This is a genomic window from Mycetocola sp. Y791, from assembly GCF_059445325.1.
Genome location: NZ_JCAIUC010000003.1, coordinates 526,112 through 546,288, shown reverse-complemented (window position 1 = coordinate 546,288; position 20,177 = coordinate 526,112). Strand labels below are relative to the sequence as shown.

General features: G+C 64.7%; 18 protein-coding genes. 9 read left to right on the top strand and 9 right to left on the bottom strand.

What is annotated here, in order from left to right; translation table 11 throughout:
- The first annotated feature begins 33 nt into the window (after window positions 1-33).
- Window positions 34-747: a VOC family protein gene (locus tag AC1C2N_RS11630; RefSeq protein ID WP_495434061.1), complete on the top strand. Its 714-nt coding sequence runs from the start codon at window positions 34-36 to the stop codon at window positions 745-747.
- 57 nt (window positions 748-804) lie between these two features.
- A complete protein-coding gene (locus AC1C2N_RS11625) occupies window positions 805-1,410 on the top strand; it encodes a hypothetical protein (protein ID WP_495434060.1) in 606 nt (201 codons plus the stop codon).
- A 17-nt stretch (window positions 1,411-1,427) separates the two neighbouring features.
- Here AC1C2N_RS11625 and AC1C2N_RS11620 read toward each other — a convergent pair whose 3' ends face one another.
- Window positions 1,428-2,468 (bottom strand): LacI family DNA-binding transcriptional regulator, encoded by a 1,041-nt coding sequence (locus AC1C2N_RS11620; RefSeq protein ID WP_495434059.1) that lies wholly within the window; start codon window positions 2,466-2,468, stop codon window positions 1,428-1,430.
- Between the two features lie 211 nt (window positions 2,469-2,679).
- Between AC1C2N_RS11620 and AC1C2N_RS11615 the strand changes: the two genes are divergently transcribed.
- The 6 genes from AC1C2N_RS11615 to AC1C2N_RS11590 all read left to right on the top strand — a co-directional run bounded on the left by AC1C2N_RS11615 (window position 2,680) and on the right by AC1C2N_RS11590 (window position 8,179).
- Window positions 2,680-4,008, top strand: a complete 1,329-nt coding sequence (locus tag AC1C2N_RS11615) for an extracellular solute-binding protein (protein ID WP_495434058.1) — start codon at window positions 2,680-2,682, stop codon at window positions 4,006-4,008.
- Window positions 4,005-4,934: a carbohydrate ABC transporter permease gene (locus AC1C2N_RS11610; protein WP_495434057.1), complete on the top strand. Its 930-nt coding sequence runs from the start codon at window positions 4,005-4,007 to the stop codon at window positions 4,932-4,934. Before AC1C2N_RS11615 ends, AC1C2N_RS11610 begins: the two co-directional genes overlap by 4 nt.
- A 4-nt stretch (window positions 4,935-4,938) precedes the next feature.
- Window positions 4,939-5,826 carry a carbohydrate ABC transporter permease gene (locus AC1C2N_RS11605; RefSeq protein WP_495434056.1) on the top strand — a complete coding sequence of 296 codons (888 nt, stop codon included), beginning with the start codon at window positions 4,939-4,941 and terminating at the stop codon, window positions 5,824-5,826.
- 22 nt (window positions 5,827-5,848) lie between these two features.
- Window positions 5,849-6,547, top strand: a complete 699-nt coding sequence (locus tag AC1C2N_RS11600) for a ThuA domain-containing protein (RefSeq protein ID WP_483404261.1) — start codon at window positions 5,849-5,851, stop codon at window positions 6,545-6,547.
- Window positions 6,532-7,638: a Gfo/Idh/MocA family protein gene (locus tag AC1C2N_RS11595; protein ID WP_483404260.1), complete on the top strand. Its 1,107-nt coding sequence runs from the start codon at window positions 6,532-6,534 to the stop codon at window positions 7,636-7,638. The genes AC1C2N_RS11600 and AC1C2N_RS11595 overlap by 16 nt, the downstream gene beginning before the upstream one ends.
- Window positions 7,639-7,777: 139 nt before the next feature.
- Window positions 7,778-8,179 (top strand): four-helix bundle copper-binding protein, encoded by a 402-nt coding sequence (locus AC1C2N_RS11590; RefSeq protein ID WP_483404259.1) that lies wholly within the window; start codon window positions 7,778-7,780, stop codon window positions 8,177-8,179.
- A gap of 46 nt (window positions 8,180-8,225) precedes the next feature.
- Here the strand turns inward: AC1C2N_RS11590 and AC1C2N_RS11585 are convergent, their stop codons facing one another.
- A complete protein-coding gene (locus AC1C2N_RS11585) occupies window positions 8,226-10,766 on the bottom strand; it encodes an ATP-dependent DNA ligase (RefSeq protein ID WP_495434055.1) in 2,541 nt (846 codons plus the stop codon).
- 25 nt (window positions 10,767-10,791) lie between these two features.
- Window positions 10,792-11,454: a PadR family transcriptional regulator gene (locus AC1C2N_RS11580; RefSeq protein ID WP_495434054.1), complete on the bottom strand. Its 663-nt coding sequence runs from the start codon at window positions 11,452-11,454 to the stop codon at window positions 10,792-10,794.
- A gap of 143 nt (window positions 11,455-11,597) precedes the next feature.
- Between AC1C2N_RS11580 and AC1C2N_RS11575 the strand changes: the two genes are divergently transcribed.
- Window positions 11,598-12,101, top strand: a complete 504-nt coding sequence (locus AC1C2N_RS11575) for a DUF3145 domain-containing protein (protein ID WP_495434053.1) — start codon at window positions 11,598-11,600, stop codon at window positions 12,099-12,101.
- 156 nt (window positions 12,102-12,257) lie between these two features.
- Here the strand turns inward: AC1C2N_RS11575 and AC1C2N_RS11570 are convergent, their stop codons facing one another.
- The 6 genes from AC1C2N_RS11570 to aceE form a co-directional block, all read right to left on the bottom strand.
- On the bottom strand, window positions 12,258-13,493 hold the full coding sequence (locus AC1C2N_RS11570) for a beta-ketoacyl-[acyl-carrier-protein] synthase family protein (RefSeq protein WP_495434052.1): 1,236 nt from the start codon (window positions 13,491-13,493) through the stop codon (window positions 12,258-12,260).
- Window positions 13,494-13,613: 120 nt separating this feature from the next.
- Entirely contained in the window at window positions 13,614-13,862 is a 249-nt protein-coding gene (locus AC1C2N_RS11565; RefSeq protein ID WP_108391126.1) for an acyl carrier protein, read from the bottom strand.
- A gap of 83 nt (window positions 13,863-13,945) precedes the next feature.
- Window positions 13,946-14,950, bottom strand: a complete 1,005-nt coding sequence (locus tag AC1C2N_RS11560) for a beta-ketoacyl-ACP synthase III (protein WP_495434051.1) — start codon at window positions 14,948-14,950, stop codon at window positions 13,946-13,948.
- A gap of 27 nt (window positions 14,951-14,977) precedes the next feature.
- Window positions 14,978-15,892, bottom strand: coding sequence for an ACP S-malonyltransferase (locus tag AC1C2N_RS11555; protein ID WP_495434050.1), 915 nt, complete (start codon window positions 15,890-15,892; stop codon window positions 14,978-14,980).
- 100 nt (window positions 15,893-15,992) lie between these two features.
- Entirely contained in the window at window positions 15,993-17,189 is a 1,197-nt protein-coding gene (locus AC1C2N_RS11550) for a PucR family transcriptional regulator (protein ID WP_483404252.1), read from the bottom strand.
- A gap of 18 nt (window positions 17,190-17,207) precedes the next feature.
- Complete coding sequence (aceE, locus tag AC1C2N_RS11545) at window positions 17,208-19,934, bottom strand: pyruvate dehydrogenase (acetyl-transferring), homodimeric type (protein ID WP_495434049.1); 2,727 nt, start codon at window positions 19,932-19,934, stop codon at window positions 17,208-17,210.
- Window positions 19,935-20,177 lie beyond the last annotated feature (243 nt).

Genomic DNA, 20,177 nt, shown 5'->3' with positions numbered 1-20,177 from the left:
TTTTCTGACGGGGAACAGGTGTTGACTTCTGGTGTGTCTATTACGTTGCAGTCGGTTGCGTTCCAGTCTGAAAATCCCCAGCGGGATGCAAACTTCTGGGGAGCTGTTCTGAACCGTCCAGTTGAGAGCGAGGGCGGAGAGAGCCTTCTCAGGGGAGAGGCCGGGCAGGTCAGTATCCGGTTCGCCTCCGGCCCTGCTCATGAGGAAAACAGAAGCAACCGTCTTCACCTTCATCTGGCCGATGGGCCCCTCGACCAGAGCGGCACGATTGCGATGTGCCTGGAACTCGGGGCGCGGCTTCTCGGCAGCGGACGTATACCGGAGAACAGCTACGCGGGTATGGCCGATGTTGCTGGAGACGAGTTCTGTGTTATCGAGGACCATAACGCTTACCTGGCCGGGTGTGGTCCGTTGGCGGAAGTGACGTGCGAGGGCACGCGAACGGTTGGACTGTTTTGGAGCAACGTTCTTGCCTGGCCTCTCGTGTGGGATGAAGGCGGAGAGACTGCCATCCAGTCGCCTGCCGGTGGAACAAAGATCGCGTGGAACGGTGAAAGCGTGATGCCGGATGCCACGCGAGCTCGCCAGTACTTCGTGCTCACGGTCCCCGGTAATGAGCTCGATCACGAGGTGCGGAGGCTGCTGGACCTCGGCGCATCGGGCCGCCGCGTTGACCAGGCGGGTGAGACGGTTCTCCGCGATCCGGACGGCTACGAATTCGAAGTTCGCACTACTTCGGCGTATTAGCTGTTCGAGCGGGCCCCGGAGTCAGCCCGGAGGTGGTGCCGCTGCCATCATGAGGTTATGACTCTGTATTCCGACTTCGGTGCCCGCAAGGCACGCCAAATCATCGGCGATGTGCTCGCCCTCTTCCTGATAGGCGTCTCGGTCTGGCTCGGAATTACCGTGTATGCGATCGTCGCGAATCTCGCTTCCTTCGGGGAGCAGATGGAGGATGCAGGCGCGGGCTTCGAAGAAGCCATGACCGAAGCTGGCGACACTCTTGGAGGAGTTCCGCTGATCGGCCGTGAGATCAGATTGCCCTTTGACGGGGCGAGCGGCGCCGGTGGAGCTCTCGAGGCGGCGGGGCAGAACCAGCAAGTGGCAGTCGGTCAGCTTGCCACTGGCCTCGGCATCGGGGTCGCCGCTCTGCCGGTCATGGTGATTCTCGTGCTGTGGCTGATTCCCCGGGCCCGGTTTGTCTGGAAAGCCAGGCAGGACAGGTCGGCGTTGAAGTCTGGCACCGGGATTGACCTTCTCGCCCTGCGTGCCCTCGCGACCCAGGACATATCGAGCCTCGTACGAATTCATCCGGACGCAATGGGCGCGTGGAGACGCGGTGACGAGGGCGTCGTGCGCGCACTCGCCCAACTTGAGCTGAAGAGTTCCGGCGTGCGCCTGGGTCAATAGCCAGGGGTGTCGTCTGGCTAGGAGCGCGTGCTGATCAAGCGGGCCGTCGAATCCCGAACGACGAGCTCGGTGGCCAGTTCCATGTGCTCTGAGTCAAGCCGCTCGCCGCGCGCCAGCCGCAGAACACCGCGAAGCGCGGCACGACCCATTTCCTGCAGCGGCTGGGCTACCGACGTCAGCCGGGGGAGCGTTTGCTCCGCGAGCGGGGTGCTGTCGAAGCCGACGAGGCTGAGGTCCTCCGGTACCCGCACGCCCCGTTCCCGTGCCACCTCGAGCACGCCGAGGGCAATCGTGTCACTCGCGGCGAAGATCGCCGTTGGTGGCTCAGCGAGATCGAGGACAGCGCGGGTTGCCGCAACTCCCGTCTCCCGGTTGAACCCGCCGTCGAAGACGTAATCGGCGCGCGAGGCAATCCCGCGGCTCATCAGAGCAGCCAGATAACCGTGCAGGCGGGCGATGCTGCACTCGGCAGCCGTCGGCCCACCGAGGAACGCCACCCGTTCGTGGCCCAGTGAGAGCAGGTGCTCGGTCGCGGCTTTGCCCCCTGCCCAGTTCGTGGCGCCGACGCTCGCATACCCACCCGGCGGGGGAGGGTTGAGCGGATCGATGACCACGACGGCGATGCCCCGCTGGCTGAAGGCGTGGACCTGATCGCTGGACACCTGCGAGGTGACAAAGATGATGCCGGTGCGGCCCGACTCTTTCATCCGTTGCGCCCACTCCTCGTGGTCGACCCGCGACAGCCTGTTCGGGGTGTGGCTGCTCACGACGACGTCCACGTCGACAGTCACGGCATAATCGAGGATGCCGCGAAGCACTTCCATGGAATAGGCGCCATCGTGCACACCGATCACCAGGTCGACCATTGCCGGTCCAGTCGAACGGATGCGACGCTGCGAGGGCGAGCGGTACCCGAGCTGGTCGAGAGCGGCCTGAACCCGCACCCGGGTTCCCTCGGCGACGTCGTCCCTGCCATTGATCACCTTGGAGACCGTCGGTGCCGATACTCCAGCCAGCTCGGCGACCGTCGCGAGAACCGGGGTGGATCGTGAAGTCATGTCTGTCACCTTGCGGTCAGGGCAGCGAAATGTTTCGGTGCGTTTAGTCTGCACCACACCGCGCCCGCGGGGCAACAGAAGCCTCTGGATACTTGACATTATTTGTTGTGGCTAGCTACATTTGAGGCATCGCCACGAGCTTCTTTCGAAACATATCGAAAGAACGTGGCATCGCCGACAGGTACTGCCCCATTTATCAATGGAGATAGAAATGGAAACCAAGGCCACACCGTCACGTCGCACCTTCATGTCGCTCGCGATCGCGGCCCCGCTGCTGACATGGGGTCTCACCTCGTGCGGTACCACCGGACCCGGCGGCGGCTCCGCGGGAGGTGCGTCGCTCTGGGCTCTCTCGGGCGATCCCAACGAAACGATCCGCAAGAACTCGGTGGACGCCTTCAACAAGGCGAATCCCAAAACGCCGCTCGGACTCACCTTCTTTCAGAACGACGCGTACAAAACCAAGATCAAGACGGCCATCGGCGCCGGGCAGGCGCCGACGATGATCTATGGCTGGGGTGGTGGAACGCTGAAGTCCTACGTTGACGGCGGCCAGGTGGACGACCTGACCAGCTGGTTCGAGGAGAACCCCGACGTCAAGGAGCGCCTGTTTGCCGGAGCGTTCGGCGCCGGCACGATCGACGGCAGAATTTACGCCATTCCCATCCAGACGGTCCAGCCCATCGTCTTCTTCTACAACAAGGAACTCTTCGAGCAGGCCGGAGCCGAACCTCCCCAGACCTGGTCGGATGTGATGAGCCTCGTCACCACGTTCAACGAGCGCGGCATCGCCCCATTCTCGCTCGGCGGCCAGTCTCGCTGGACGTCGATGATGTGGCTTCAGTACATGTTCGATCGGGTGGGCGGCCCCCAGGTCTTCACCGACATCTTCAATGGCAAAACGGATGCCTGGTCGCACCCGGCCGCCATCGAAGCGCTCACCAAAATCCAGGAGCTCGTGAAGGCCGATGGGTTCATCAAGGGCTTCAACTCGATCACAGCAGACAGCAATGCCGACCAGGCGCTCCTGTACACCGGCAAGGCGGCCATGATGCTGCATGGTTCGTGGACGTACGGCGGGATGAAGAACGACGGCGGCAGCTTCGTCCAGGACGGCAAGCTTGGCTGGGTGCCCTTCCCGACCGTTGATGGCGGACTCGGTGACCCGAAGAACGCCGTCGGGAACCCCTGCAACTTCCTCTCCATCTCGTCGAAAGCATCCGATGAGGAGAAGGAGACGGCGAAGAAATACTTTGCCGAATCACTCTCCAACGACGACGAGGTTGCCGCCTTCATCGAGACCGGTGCGGTTCCCGTGGTGAACGGCATCCAGGACAAGATCAAGGAGACCGAAGAGAGCGACTTCCTGAGCCACGTCTACGAACTCGGCGCAAACGCTCCCGCGTTCCAGCAGTCATGGGACCAGGCGCTGAGCCCGACCGCCGCTGAAGCATTGCTCAACAACATCGACCAGCTGTTCGTGCTCTCGATCACCCCGGAGCAGTTCGCAACGAACATGAACGAGACTCTCGGGAAATGACCGCAACGATCACCCCGCGACGGGCGCAACGCGAGCGCGCGGCGCCCGTCGCCGGGGGCAGTACCGGCAGGATCGCCTGGCTCGCGCTCCCCGCTCTCGTCTTCTTCGTCGCCTTTGCCGTCGTTCCGCTTGTCGGCGTGCTGATCCTCAGCTTCACGAACTGGGACGGTATCGGCGCCATCACGCCGGCCGGCTTCGCGAACTGGGCGTCGGTGCTCGTCGATCCGGACATGCTGCACTCGCTCGGGCTCACCCTGCTGGTCATGGTGCTCTCGTGGCTCGTGCAGACACCGATGAGCCTGTTGCTCGGTGTCTTCACCGCCGGAACCCAGAAGTACCGCACGGTTCTCGCCGTGCTGTACTTCCTGCCGCTCCTCTTGTCGTCAGCGGCCATCGCTGTCGCCTACAAAGCATTGCTCGATCCGAACTTCGGGCTCGGCGCCGGGCTCGGACTGCCGTTCCTCTCCCAGGACTGGCTCGGCAATCCACAACTCGCCTTCGGTGTCGTCATCTTCGTCATCGCCTGGCAGTTCATCCCGTTTCACACCCTGATCTATCAGGGCGGCGTTCGACAGATTCCGCGGTCAATCTACGAGGCGGCGGAGATCGACGGAGCGGGGCGCGTCAAGCAGTTCTTCCTGATCACCATTCCCCAGTTGAAGTACACGATCATCACGTCGTCGACCCTGATGACTGTCGGGGCGCTGACGTATTTCGACCTGATCTTCGTGCTCACCGGCGGTGGCCCGGCAAACGCGACCCGGATCCTGCCGCTCGACATGTACCTGCTCGGATTCCGGGCCAACCTGATGGGGCCGGCGAGTGTGATCGCGGTCATCCTCGTTGTCCTGGGCCTGGCACTCGCCCTGTTCCTTCAAAGGCTCGGTGGCAAGGACAACTCGGCGTCACAACTCGAAGGGATGTGATGAAATGACCAGCACCGTGGACGCAGAAGCTTCCGTCACCCCGCAACCGCAGGCATCCGCTCGCTCAAGACGCCGGTTCCGCCAACTGAATATCCCCGGCGGACTCGCCGGCTGGATCTGGCTCGCGATCATCATCATCCCGATCTACTACGTGGTGATCACGAGCCTCAAGACCCAGGCAGGGTACTTCGGTCAGAACCCACTGCTGCCGCCACTGTCGCCGACCCTCGAGAACTACGTCATGGTGCTCGAAGCGGACTTCGCCCGCTACTTCCTGAACAGCGCCATCATCACCATCGGAGCTGTCGTTCCGACACTCGCCGTGTCGTTCATGGCGGCATTTGCGATAGTGCGGGGTAACGGGAAGTTCCTCAAGGGCGTCAACGGCCTGTTCCTGATGGGGCTCGCCATCCCGCTGCAGGCCACGATCATCCCGGTCTACCTCATCATCATCCGGCTCAGCCTCTATGACAGCCTGCTCGCCATCATTCTGCCGTCGATCGCGTTTGCCATCCCGCTCAGCGTGCTGATCCTGTCGAACTTCATCCGCGATGTCCCGAAAGAGCTCTTCGAATCGATGAGGCTCGACGGCTGCAGCGAGTGGCAGACCCTGTGGCGACTGGCGCTCCCACTCACCAAGCCGGCCATCGTCACCGTCGCCATTTACAACGGCCTCGGTGTGTGGAACGGCTTCCTGCTGCCGCTGGTTCTCACGCAGAGCCCGGATCTGCGGGTCCTGCCCCTCGCGCTCTGGAACTTCCAGGGTGAATTCAGCGTGAACATTCCGGCGGTGCTCGCCTGCGTTGTGCTGACGACGCTCCCTATTCTTGTCCTGTATATCATCGGCCGTCGCCAGCTCCTCGCCGGGCTGACCGCCGGCTTCAGCAAGTAACAACCAAGTAAGGAAGTAACACATGACGAATGCCCGCACCGCTCTCGTAGTCCGTGGAGGTTGGGACGGTCATCAGCCCGTCGAGGCGACCAACCTCTTCATCCCTCACCTCGAAGCCAACGGTTTCACCGTGAGGGTCGACGAGAGCCCGGCGGTCTACGCCGATGCCGACTACATGGCAACGGTCGACCTGATTGTTCAGTGCAACACGATGAACACCATCGAAAAAGAGGAATTCGCGGGCCTGAGGGCCGCGATCGAGTCCGGCACAGGAATGGCAGGCTGGCACGGCGGAATCGCTGACTCGTACCGCAACAACTCCGACTACCTGCACCTCATCGGCGGCCAGTTCGCGTGCCACCCCGGCAAGCACCCCGACGAGCGCATCGGAGACGCATCGGACAACTTCATCGATTACCGGATCGAAATGACGGATGCCGCTGCCACGCACCCGATCACCGAGGGCATTTCGGACTTCGACCTGACCACAGAGCAGTACTGGGTGCTCAACGACGACTACATCGATGTTCTCGCCACGACGACCCTCGCCGCGCGCGAGTGGGACGCGTGGAACCGCCCGGTCACCTCGCCCGCGGTCTGGACCAGGCAGTGGGGTGCAGGCAGGATCTTCGTCGCGACGCCGGGTCACTCGGTTGACGTCCTCCAGAACGATAACGTCAGGACAATCATTGAAAGGGGCATGCTGTGGGCAAGCCGCTAGAACCACTCAAGGTCGGTATCGTCGGCGCGGGAAACATCATCGCCGCGTACCTCGAGACGTTCCCCAAGCTCGATGCGGTTCGACTCGTCGCCGTGGCCGATCTCGACCGCTCCCGTGCGGACGCCATCGCCGACGCTCACCCCGGCGTTCGGTCGCTCAGCGTCGACGAGTTGATGGCCGACGATGAGGTCGAGCTGGTGCTCAACCTGACGATCCCCGCTGCTCACGCGCAGGTCGCGCTTCAGGCAATCGCGGCCGGCAAGCAGGTGTACGGGGAGAAGCCGCTGGCAGCCAACACCGAGCAGGCATCCGCCGTCCTCGAGGCAGCGAAGGAGGCAGGCGTGACGATCGCGTGCGCCCCGGACACCGTGCTCGGTACCGGAACGCAGACCGCTCGCCGCGCCATCGACGATGGACTCATCGGCACACCGGTCTCCGCGACTGCGACGATGATGACACCCGGCCACGAGCGGTGGCACCCCAACCCCGACTTCTACTACCTGCCGGGCGGCGGTCCACTGCTCGACATGGGTCCGTACTACATCTCCGCGCTCATCACCCTTCTCGGCCCGGTCGCGTCGGTGATCGGCGCGGCAAGCCACACCCGAGCGTCGCGCACGATCGGTTCGGGAGCGCGGCAGGGAGAGTCGATTCCCGTCTCAACCGACACCCATGTCACCGGCGTTCTCGTCCACGAATCGGGTGCGCTGTCAACGCTCGTCATGAGCTTCGACGCTGTCGCAACGCAAGCGGCCAACATCGAGATCCACGGCGAGACAGGTTCGCTCATCGTCCCCGACCCGAACCGGTTCGATGGCGACGTGAAACTGCGCACACTGGGGTCCACGGAGTGGGAGACTCTGCCGGTGTCGGCGGGTTATGTCGACGCGAGCCGGGGGATCGGCCTCCAGGACCTGGCCATGTCAGGTGCGGATGCCGCGCCGCGGGCGAGCGCGACCCTCGCGTTCCACGCCCTCGAGGTGATGGAGTCGGTGCTCCGCTCTGCGCACACGGGGCAGGCGGTTACGGTCGAGAGCACGTGCGAGCGTCCGCGAGCGGTACCCCTGACCGAACTGACGGTTCCGGTCTGACATCCTGGGGCACTTCGTGCCTCAAGAGACTGGCGCACACGGCATCCTGAACCTACTCTTGTGGTCACGGGGCCACGTGCGACACCCCTGATGTCCGGCGAATTCGGCCCGTCGCACCGCGAGCTAAGGGGTAGGCGACATGAGTTTTGCAGAGTCAATGCTTCTCGCCTACCCCCGGCCGCTGCCGCACGTCGACAGGATCGCGCTTACGGAGTGCATCGAGGCGTGTATGGAGTCAGCCCAGATCGCGACCGCGTGCGCTGAAGCTTGCCTGTCCGAGCCGGATCTACCGGATCTCGCCGGGTGCATCAGGGCATCACTCGACTGCTCCGATGTCGCCGGCACCACGGCGAAAGTACTGGCCAGGCATCCGGGCTACGACGCCAACCTCCGTCGTGCGCTCCTCGCGGCCTGTCGTGCCGCCAGTGCTTTGTGCGCCGAACAGTGTGAGCGGTTCGCCGAGGCGCACAGGCACTGCAGGGTGTGCGCTGAGGCGTGTCGACGCACCGAGGCGGCTTGCGAGCGCTTGCTCGACGTTTAGCGCTCGGCGTGGAGCGCGCGACTCTGCAACGCGCAGCGTGCGGGTCTTATTCGATGACGACGTCCTCCGGCGATTTGTCTGGCCGCCAGCCACGCCACGACGAATGCCGCAGTGCACCCGTCGATGTCCACTGGAGGAACGTGACCTCGCCGACGAGATCGGGTCGGATCCACTTCGCATGCCTCAGTTCGTCGTTCGGCGCGTCATGCACCGGTGGAGAATCGACGCCCATCGATGCGAACGTCTTCAGGAAGGATCGCCGGTCCTTATCGGTGAATCCTGTGCCGACCCTGCCGGCATAGCGGATGCCGTCCTCATCGGGGATCCCGAGCACGAGCGAACCGACGGCGTTTGCCGCGTTTCCTGCGCCGGGCCGCCAGCCGACGACGACCACTTCCTGCGTCTTCGCGTGCTTGACCTTGATCCACGACCTGGACCTCTTGCCGGGGAGGTACGGGCTGTCGCGTTCCTTCGCGACGATGCCCTCAAGCCCGAGTTCGAGGCTCGAGGAGATCGCAGCCTCGAAATCGCCGTCGAACTCGGGCGGAACCCGGACCGGCCCGGTCGGGGTCACCGTCCTGTCGAGGGCTGCGCGTCGCACGTCATACTCTTCGCCGGTGATGTCGTGGCCCTCGAGTTCGAGCAGGTCGAAGAGCATGAGCTCGATGCTCGCGGATCGAGCAGCGGCCTCGTCGTCGCTCAGCCCGGCGCGCGACTGCAGGAGGTGGAAGTTCGGCTTGCCCATCTTGTCCATCGCGACGACCTCACCGTCAAGCACAGCAGACGTCGCTCCCAGTGACTCGCGGAGCGGGGCGGCCAGTTCGGGGAACGTGTCGGTGAGGTCGTTGCCGTTGCGGCTCAGGAGGCGAACGGCGCCGTCGTCGATGTACACGACGGCTCGATAGCCGTCCCACTTCATCTCGAATGCCCACTCGTGCTCATCGTCGATGTCTGTCGCGTTCCCGTTGGCCGCGAGCATCGGCCGGATGACCTCGCGTCCCAGCGGCGTCGCTGGTGCGGCGATGGACGAGCGACGCGCCGCCGCGGGTGGCGGTGCCGACGGTGCTTCCGTTTCGCCCTGCGGATGGGGCGCAGCGTCGTGCGCTGGTTCGCGCGTCGGCGAATGCCTGCTGCCGGTCTTCTTTGCCGCAGGGTCCATGAGGTGGATGAGCCAGTTGTTCTCGGCACCCGGGCGTTTGGTGTGAATCAGCGCGTACTTGCGGGGGACCCCGCCGAGCCCACCGTCGTCCTGGCCGGAGAGCGTCACGATCACTTCCTTGTCTTCGCGCCACTTCTCCAGCTCGAATGTGCCCGAGTCCCAGATGGTCACCTCTCCAGCACCGTATTCGCCCTTGGGGATGCGCCCCTCGAACGTTCCGTACTCGAGCGGGTGGTCTTCGGTCTGCACCGCGAGGTGGTTCTCGTCGCTCGTGAGTGGCGGGCCCTTGGGCACCGCCCATGACACGAGGACCCCGTCGTGCTCGAGGCGGAAGTCGTAGTGCAGGCGGCGGGCGTGGTGCTCCTGGATGACGAACGAATTGCCCGAGGTCAGAGCAGCGACCGCTTCGGGTACCGGTTCAGGGGTCTTCGTACCGTCGCGCATGCTGCGGTACTTGGCAAGCCGGTCCGTGCTCTCCGCCGTGCTCTCGAACCGCGCCATGTGATCCGGTGTCGGCTCAAGTCCAGCGGTACGCGCGGATGCCAGCGGCGCGAGGAGGTCGCCGTCGCGAGCGACGCGCTCGAGAACCTCCTCAAAATCGAGCTGGGCGATGGTCGGAGATTCCAGCTCCTCCCATGAACGCGGTGCCGCCACCGTCGGAGTGAAGCGCCCCCTGAGCGAATAGGGCGCGATCGTCGTCTTGGCGCTGTTGTTCTGGCTCCAGTCGATGAGAACTTTCCCGACGCGAAGCGACTTCTTCATGTCACTCACTATGAGATCCGGATGATCTGCTTCGAGCGCCCGCGCCAGTTCATGCGCGACACTCGACACCGTGTCGCTTGGCAGTGAGCCGTCGAGCGCCGCGTACAGGTGGATTCCCTTGCTCCCGCTGGTCACCGGCAGGGGATTCAGGCCCATATCGGAGAGGATGTCCCGCGCGAGGAACGCGACAGCGGCACAGTCCGCCAGGGTGAGTCCCTCGCCCGGGTCGAGATCGAGCACCAGACGGTCGGGGTTACGTGCGCCACCGGTGCGCTCGAACTGCCACTGCGGTACGTGGATCTCGAGGGCGGCGATTTGCGCGAGCCAGGCCAGCGTCGCCCTGTCGTTGACGAGCGGGTAGTCGTTGTTCCTGCTGCTGTGCTCGATCGAGCGGCGGGCAACCCACTCCGGCGTCGAGTCGTCGAGGTTCTTCTGGTAGAACACCTCGCCCGGTTTGTCGGGGGTGCCGACGCCGTGGACCCAGCGTTTGCGCGTCGCGGGTCGGCCCGCCGTGTATGGCACCATGACGTTGGCGATCTCGGCGTAGTAGCGCAGGACGTCGGCCTTGGTTGTTCCGGTTTCCGGGTAGAGCACCTTGTCCAGGTTGGTGAGTGTGATCCGCCGGCCGTCAACGTCGACGGTCTGGCGGGAGCCTGACTTCGCCATTACCCGGTCCTTCCCTCCGGCACCCTCAGGCCCGATCGTGCAGCATCGGTCCCGGCCTGCGACCGCGAAGTGGGCGGATGCTGCGGAGCGGGATGCTCGGATCGCCAACCGCGCTGAGGCGGGCCTCGACATCGCCGAGCCAGTCGATGGCGGCGCGAGCGACGCGCTGCTCGGCCGAGCGGGCAAGCTCGACCCGCAGAGAAGGCGGACCGCTGTCGTCGCCGGCCGGCACGGCATCCGCTGCCGTCCACGAAGCGAGCTGCCTGGCGATGACCTTCCGCCATCCGGAACCGGGCAGGCTCGACGCCACGAGAACCTGGTCGGCCATGTCGGCCCAGTTGCGGACGTCGGGTGCTGTCGGTGCGCCGAGCCAGTCGATTGCGGCCGCGTGGCCTGTCGGCGTGAGCGTGTAGAGCGGCAGGTTGTCGTCGGTCGCGGTGTCTGACCTGATCAGGCCGTCGCGAACGAGCCGGTCGAGCGTGGAGTAGACCTGGCCGACGTTCACCCCCGCACGGTGAGGGGCGCGGGCGGCGAGCTCGTCGCGGAGCTGGAGGCCGTAAGCGGAACCGAGAGTGAGGATCGCGAGGATCGCATCCTTCACCGCCATGGGGTTCCTTCCGGTAACGACGATCCGGCGTTTGCGAATCTCTACCCAGTATAGAGATTCGGCGACACGCCGGGTCAGCATAATCACATCGTTGTGATTCCTGTGCTATTTGGGGCATAATGACGAGGACGGCGGTTTGCCGGACAACTGAATACCGGATGCTGCATCTCACTTTTTTCACGGGTCGTTGGGGAAGACGTACCACGGTGAACAAGGAGGAGAAAATGGTGGCATCTGTCGCACGCGGAGTGATTTTGGTTCACTCCTCACCGCGCGCTCTGTGCCCGCATGTCGAGTGGGCTGCAGGTCGCGCTCTTGGTCGTGCTGTGAACTTCGCCTGGGTAGAGCAGCCGGTGCTGAAGGGCGCCCAGCGCGCTGAGTACTACTGGGAAGGTCACCAGGGCATGGGGGCCGCCATCGCTTCCTCGCTTCGCGGCTGGGAGCACCTGCGTTTCGAGGTGACCGAAGACGCGTCGCCCGGCGCGGATGGCGGACGCTGGCTGCATACCCCCGACCTCGGTATTTTCTACGCACAGACCGACTCCGCGGGCAATGTCGTGGTGCCGGAGGATCGCATCCGCTACGCCATGGATACCGCGGGCGCGAACCCGGCCGAACTGCAGCGCGAACTCCGGATCGCCCTCGGCCAGGCCTGGGATGACGAGCTCGAGCCGTTCCGCTACGCGTCAGATGACTCGAGCGTGATCTGGCTGCACAAGGTCGGCTAGGCGCTTGCCTGTGTGATCCCAGGGCCATCCCGGTGGCATGCTGCGCAGGTCGGTGACTCCTCCCGGCTGGCGCGGACCGTGAAACCGACAGGCCCTGCTACGAAGAAAACCCCGCACACCTTTCGGCGTGCGGGGTTTTCGAGTGTTGCGGCGAACTCAGAAGCTCCGGAACGCAGCGACGGCGTTGTGGCCGCCGAACCCGAAGGAGTTGCTGATCGCGAGCAGGTCACCGGTTCCGAGGTCGCGGGGCGTCGTCACGACGTCGAGCGGGATCGCCGGGTCCTGGTTCTCGAGGTTGATCGTCGGGGGAGCGACGCGCTCGTGCAGGGCCTTGACCGTGAACAGCGCCTCGATCGCACCTGCACCGCCGAGCAGGTGACCGGTGGACGCCTTTGTCGCGCTGACGGCAATCGACTCGAGGTGGTCGCCGAAGACGCGCCTGAGCGCGTAGTACTCGGCGATGTCACCGACCGGAGTGCTCGTCGCGTGAGCGTTCACGTGCACAACATCGGTGAGTGCCAGGCCGGCGTTCTCGACGGCGGCAATCATCGCACGGGCCGCTGCCGATCCTTCCGGGTCCGGAGCGGTGATGTGGTACGCGTCGCTGGTCACGGCGCCGCCCAGAACCTCGGCGTAGATCCGGGCGCCACGGGCCTCGGCGTGCTCGAGCGTTTCCAGGACCAGTGCGGCGGCTCCCTCACCGAGGACGAATCCATCGCGGCTGACATCGTAGGGGCGTGACGCGGTCGCCGGGTTGTCGCTGCGCTTCGAGAGTGCCTGCATCGCTGCGAAGGATGCGATGGGCAGCGGGTGAATTGCCGCCTCGGAGCCGCCGGCGATGATGACATCCGCCAGGCCCGCCTGCAGGTGCGCAAACGCGTTTGCGATTGATTCGGTGCTGGATGCGCAGGCCGACACAACGGTGCGTTCCCCGGCGCGCGCGCCGAGGTCCATGCCGATGGCCGCGGCAGGACCGTTGGGCATCAGCATCGGCACGGTCATGGGCAGTACCCGGCGTGGACCGCGCTCGCGCAGGGTGTCCCATGCGTCGAGCAACGTCCAGACTCCGCCGATTCCGGTCGCCCAGTCGACACCGAGCCGCTCGGGATCGACGCCGGGCGTTCCGGCATCCGCCCACGCCTCGCGTGCAGCGATGAGCGCGAACTGGCTGGACGGGTCGAGACGCTTGGTCTCCATGCGGGGGAGCACGTCGGTGGCAGGCACGGCAGCCTGGCCGGCGATGGTGATGGGGAGCTCGTACTTGGCTACCCAGTCCTGCTCGAGAGTGCGAACGCCCGATGCGCCCGCGAGGAGGTTATCCCAGGATTCCTGGGCTGTGCCACCGATCGGTGACGTTGCACCAATCCCTGTAACGACAATTCTTTTGGTCATTCGATGAAACTCTCTTGGTGCTGGTCACGATTTGAAGCGATCTCAGGGATGGCTCGTGAGGCGTGATGAGGGACCGGGTGTGGGTTTGGGCCGCGACCCGGTCCTCATCGACGCAGGGTGTTAGCCCTGTGCTTTGACGATGAAGTCGACGGCGTCGCCGACTGTCTTGAGGTTCTTGACTTCCTCGTCCGGGATCTTGACGTCGAACTTCTCTTCTGCGTTGACAACGATGGTCATCATCGAGATCGAGTCGATGTCGAGGTCGTCGGTGAAGGACTTGTCGAGCTCGACGGTGTCTGCAGCGATTCCGGTCTCGTCGTTGACGAGCTCGGCCAGGCCGGCGAGGACTTCTTCAGTGGACAGTGCCATGGTGTTATCTCCTTGAGTATCGATTGACCGTGAAACAGTCTATGGGGGTGGTTGCGCCCGGTACTGGCACGCGAGGGGTGTGGCTAGGGAAGTACGACGACCTGGGCGGCAAACACGAGGCCGGCCCCGAAGCCGATCTGCAGTGCGAGCCCGCCGGACACCTCGGGGTGCTCCTGCAGCAGCCGGTGCGTCGCAAGAGGGATCGAAGCGGCACTGGTGTTGCCGGTGGTGGCGATGTCACGGGCGATGACGACGCTCTCGGGGAGCCGCAACTGCTTGGCGAACTCGTCGATGATGCGCATGTTGGCCTGGTGCGGGATGAACGCCGACAGCTGGTCGGCGGTGATGCCTGCCTTTTCCAGCGCTTCCTTGGCCACCTTGGCCATGTCCCACACGGCCCAGCGGAAGACGGTCTGCCCTTCCTGACGGAGGGTGGGCCACGGCGCTTCGCCCCTGCGGTACTCCTGGAGCGTCGCGTTCATGCCAACTGCACCAGCCTTGGAACCGTCGGAGCCCCACACGGTGGGGGAGATGCCGGGGAAGTCGCTCGGCCCGATGAGGGCGGCGCCCGCACCATCACCGAGCAGGAAGGAGATCGACCTGTCCTCGGGATCGACGACATCCGACAGCTTCTCGGCGCCGATCACGAGCACGTACTTGGCGACACCGGTGCGGATGAGTGAGTCGGCCTGAGCGATGGCGTACGGGTACCCGGCGCACGCGGCGTTGACGTCGTAGGCTGCAGCGGGGTTCGCCCCGACACGGTCGGCCACGACCGCCGCCATGGACGGGGTCTGCTGGATGTTGCTGATGGTCGCGATGATGACGGCGTCGACCTCGGCCGGGTCCACCCCCGACGCTTTGATCGCCTCTCGAGCGGCATCCGTTGCGAGGTCGACGGCGAGCACATCCTGGCTCGCACGTTTGCGTTCGATGATGCCGGTGCGCTGGCGGATCCACTCGTCTGAGGAGTTGATCGGTCCGACGAGGTCGTCGTTCGGCACTGACAGGTCGCCGCGAGCGGCACCCATGCCCAGGATGCGCGTGAACGCTGGCCCCTGGGACTGGTTGAGGGTAGGTCTGGTCATTCGTCTCTCTCGGGTAGCGGAGATTGTCTAAGCGTGAAGCAGTTCGAGCGCTGCAGGAATGTCGTCGGGAGTCTTGATCGCCACTGACGGCGTTCCCTTCAGCCCGCGTTTCGCGAGGCCAGTGAGGGCGCCCGCCGGGGCGACCTCGACGATGCCGGTGACCCCATCGGCCGCGAACGCGTCCATGCAGAGGTCCCAGCGTACCGGCGACGCCACCTGTCCGACGAGGAGTTCGACGAATCGCGAACCGGAGTCAACGACGCTGCCGTCGCGGTTCGTCCACAGGCGAAGTTCGGGGTCGGATGCCGTCAGGCCGGCGGCGCCGGTCGCGAGCGCGTCGCGGGCTGGTGCCATGTACCTGGTGTGGAATGCGCCTGCGACCTGCAACGGGATCACGCGCGTGCCTGGGACCGGATCGGCCGCCAGCCGGGCGAGCGCGTCGAGAGCACCGGCAACCACGATCTGGCCGCCGCCGTTGAAGTTCGCTGGCTCAAGTCCGAGTTCGTTCAGCCGCGCGAGCAACGCATCGACGTCTCCGCCGATCACGGCGCTCATTCCCGTTGGCGTCGCTCTGGCCGCAGCGGCCATCGCTGTCGCACGGGCGGCAACGAAGCGCATGGCGGCATCCTCGGTGAGCACGCCGGCGCCGACGGCCGCGGTGATCTCCCCAACGGAGTGACCGGCGATGCCGGGGACCGTGGCGGGGTGGCCGACGTCGGCGAGTGCGTGCAGGGTGAGCAGCCCGGCGGCAACGATCAGGGGCTGCGCCACGGCGGTGTCGCGGATCGTCTCCTGGTCGGATTCGGTACCGTGCTTCACCAGGTCGAGTCCTGCGGCTTCCGAGTACCGCTCGACCAGTCGCAGGTAGTCGCTGTTTTCAAGCCAGGGGGAGAGGAAGCCGGGGGTCTGGGAGCCCTGTCCGGGGCAAACGAGAACGATCACGGTCCTAGTCTGCCAACAGAGTGTGCGGCGGCTGTGTTGAACACGTCACAAGAATCCGCCAATCGCTTGTGTATGTTCCACATAGCCACGGAGGTTGTCTCTACCGTCGGCGTTTGAATCCGTCGGGTTCTGCGATCGAACCGAGGATCAGCGCGGCCTGGAGGATGAGCGCCTCCCGAGCGCCGGTCGCGTCCCACCCGATCACGTCGGACACCCGCTTGAGGCGGTACCGGACGGTATTGGGGTGCACGAAGAGCTCGCGTGCGGTGGCCTCGAGCGACCTGCCGTTGTCGAGATAGCACCACAGCGTCGTGACCAGCTCGGTCGAGTGCGCGTGAAGCGGCTTGTAGATGCGTTCAATGAGCGTGGTTCGAGCGAGCGAATCGCCGGCCAGCGCGCGTTCCGGCAGCAGATCGTCTGCCTGTACCGGCCTTGGGGCGTGGCGCCAGGCCCGCGCGACGGCGAATCCGGCGAGGGCCGCGCGTGCGCTCCTGGACGCTTCAACGAGGGTGGGCACCGCGTGACCGAGCACGAGATAGCCCGGGCCGAAACCCGGCTCGAGGTGCGTGGCGATCTCGACGAAACTCAGGGATGCGGCTGTGCCGATCTCTTCGTCGTCGACACCGTGGCTGGTCTCGGCGCGTCCGATGACGAGGACAAGCCGGCCGCCCTGCACGCCGATGAGAACATCCGCCGCCATGTGACGCGCCGTTCGTCGCAACTGATCGACGTCGAGCTGCGGGGGCGTTGTGCCGACGAGAACGGCTACTTCACCGTGTCCATGCCAGCCGAGGGCAGCAATCCGACTGGGCAGCTCGTCATCGGCCTCACCGGAGAGGATGGAATCGACGACGAGCGCTTCGAGCCTGGCGTCCCAGAGCCCGCGTGCCTCCGCTGCCCTGGCGTAGACGTCGGCCGCGGCGAACGCGATCTCCCTGGAGTACAGCAGGATCGCTTCGCGAAGGTCCTCGCCGCCGTCCTTGATCCGTTCTTCAACGACTTCGACCGTGACGCGAATGAGCTGAAGCGTTTGCTGCAGGCTCACCGAACGCAGGAGTTCCCTCGGGGCAGCGCCGAAGACATCCGCCGCGATCCACGGAGTGGACTTCGGGTCGTCGAACCAGGCGATGAACGAGGTGATGCCCGCCTGGGCAACCAACCCGACCGCAGACCGCCGCCCTGGCGGCATTTCTGCATACCAGGGCAGCGTGTCTTCGAGCTGTTTCAGCGTTGTGGTGGCGAGCTCGCCCGACAGTCGTCGAAGCCAGGCGAGCGTTTCACCCTTCGAGCGCGGCACGGCCGGCGGTGTGATGGTCTAGCTTTCACCACCGGCATTGCCGGTGGTTCCAGCGTTGACGTCGAGAAGCTTGTACTTGTCGATGGCGCGGCCGGGCAGCGAAGCGTCGACCTCGCCGCGGGCGGCAAGCAACTCGAGTGCACGAACAACCATCGACGGTCCATCGATCTTGAAGTATCGACGGGCAGCCGCACGGGTGTCCGAGAATCCGAAGTTGTCTGCACCGAGTGTGGCGAAGTCGCCCGGCACGAACTGGCGGATCTGATCGGGCACCGCGTGCATGTAGTCGGTAACCGCGATGAACGGTCCCTGCTCATCCTTCAGTCGCTCGGTCACGTACGGGACCTGCGGTTCCGCATCGGGGTTGAGGAAGTTGTGCTCCTCAGCACGGATGCCGTCACGGCGCAATTCAGACCAGGAGGTAACCGACCAGACGTCGGCAGACACGCCCCAGTCCTCAGCCAGCAGGTGCTGGGCTTCGATGGCCCACGGCACCGAAACGCCCGAAGCGAGGAGCTGGGCCCTCGGTCCCTCGGTCTCGGAGCCCTTCACCTTGTAGATGCCGCGGAGCAGTCCGTCGACGTCGAGGTTCTCAGGTTCCGCGGGCTGCACGATCGGCTCGTTGTACACCGTGATGTAGTACATCACGTTGGGGTCTTCGTGCTTGCCGCCGTACATCCGGTCGAGACCGGCGCGCACGATGTGGCCGATTTCGTAGCCGTATGCCGGGTCGTAGGTGACCGTGGCCGGGTTGGTCGACGCGAGGAGGGGGGAGTGGCCGTCAGCGTGCTGAAGTCCCTCGCCTGTGAGCGTCGTGCGGCCCGCTGTCGCACCGATGATGAAGCCTCGGGCCATCTGGTCGCCGGCGGCCCACAGTGCGTCGCCCGTGCGCTGGTATCCGAACATCGAGTAGAAGACGTAGATCGGGATCAGGGGCTCGCCCTGGGTGGAGTATGTGGTTCCGATGTTGGTGAACGCGGCAGCGCCACCCGCCTCGTTGATGCCGACGTGGAGGATCTGGCCCTGCGGGCTCTCCTTGTATGCGAGGAGGAGTTCGCGGTCGACGGAGGTGTAGTGCTGTCCGTTCGGGTTGTAGATCTTCGCGGTCGGGAAGAACGCGTCGATACCGAAGGTTCGAGCCTCGTCCGGGATGATCGGGACGATCCGGTTGCCGAAGTCCTTCGAGCGGATCAGGTCCTTGAGCAGTCGGACAAACGCCATGGTTGTGGCGATCTCCTGAGAGCCTGAGCCCTTCTTCGAGATCGCGTAGGTGGAGTCCTCAGGCAGCTTGATGTCGGTGTACTTCGACCTGCGTTCGGGGACGTATCCGCCGAGCGCCGTGCGACGTTCGTGCAGGTACTGGATGGCCTCGTCCTCGACACCCGGGTGGTAGTACGGCGGCAGGTACGGGTTCTCCTCGAGCTGGGCGTCCGTGATCGGCACGCGCATTTCGTCGCGGAACATCTTGAGGTTGTCGAGCGTCATCTTCTTCATCTGGTGGGTCGCGTTGCGCCCCTCGAATGACGGGCCGAGACCGTAACCCTTGACGGTCTTGGCGAGGATGACGGTCGGCTGGCCCTTGTGCTCTGATGCGGCCTTGAAGGCGGCGTACACCTTGCGGTAGTCGTGGCCACCGCGCTTGAGGTTCCAGATCTGCTCGTCGGAGTAGTCCTCGACGAGCTTGAGCGTGCGCTCGTCGCGACCGAAGAAGTTCTCACGGACGAAGGCTCCGCTTTCGGCCTTGTAGGTCTGGTAGTCGCCGTCGGGGGTGGCGTTCATGAGGTTGAGGAGAGCACCGCTCGAGTCCTTCGCGAGCAGGTCGTCCCACTCGCGGCCCCAGACCACCTTGATGACGTTCCAGCCGGCACCGCGGAAGAAGCTCTCGAGCTCCTGGATGATCTTGCCGTTTCCGCGCACGGGGCCATCGAGGCGCTGCAGGTTGCAGTTGATGACGAAGTTGAGGTTGTCGAGTCCCTCGTTGGCGGCAACCTGGAGCTGGCCACGGCTTTCGACCTCGTCCATTTCGCCATCGCCGAGGAACGCCCAGACCTGCTGGTCACTCGCATCCTTGATCCCCCGGTTGGTCAGGTACTTGTTGGCCTGTGCCTGGTAGATGGCGTTGATCGGGCCGAGACCCATCGATACCGTCGGGAACTGCCAGAACTCGGGCATGAGTCGCGGGTGCGGGTACGACGAGATGCCGTGTGGCGCACGGGACTTCTCCTGACGGAACCCGTCGAGCTGATCCGTTGACAGGCGACCCTCGAGGAATGCGCGAGCGTAAGTTCCGGGGGAGGCGTGACCCTGGATGAAGATCTGGTCGCCACCGCCCGGGTGGTCCTGGCCGCGGAAGAAGTGGTTGAATCCGACCTCGTAGAGCGCGGCGGATGATGCGTACGTCGAAATGTGTCCGCCGACACCGATACCGGGGCGCTGTGCGCGGTGCACGGTGATCGCCGCGTTCCAGCGGATCCAGGCGCGGTAACGACGCTCGATGTCCTCGTTTCCGGGGAACTCCGGTTCGTTCTCCGGCGCGATCGTGTTGATGTAGTCCGTCGTCGGCACCATCGGAACGCCGAGGTGAAGTTCACGGGAGCGCTTCAGCAGGCTCAGCATGATTTCGCGAGCACGGCCGTGACCGTGGGTAGCGACGAGCTGGTCGAGCGACTCTTGCCATTCCGCGGTTTCTTCGGGGTCAGCATCGAAGTTGTCAACCGAGTATGGGTCCTGGTCGTTTACAGTCACCGTCGACCTTTCTGTATGGGCAGATCGTGCCTGGTTTTCCGAGGTGCAAATGTCAGACAGGGTCGGGTTACGACGCGCGCAGGCACCTCAGATCAGCCTAGCGACTTACGCGGGCAACTGGCGACTTCCACAGCAAAGGGCGACTTAAGGCTGGAGGTGTGCGCTATCTCCCGCTCGATCGTTTGGTGTTGGAGAAGCGCGGGTCTAGTGTGTGTCACTGGTTTGGAACCGGATCCTCGCGCA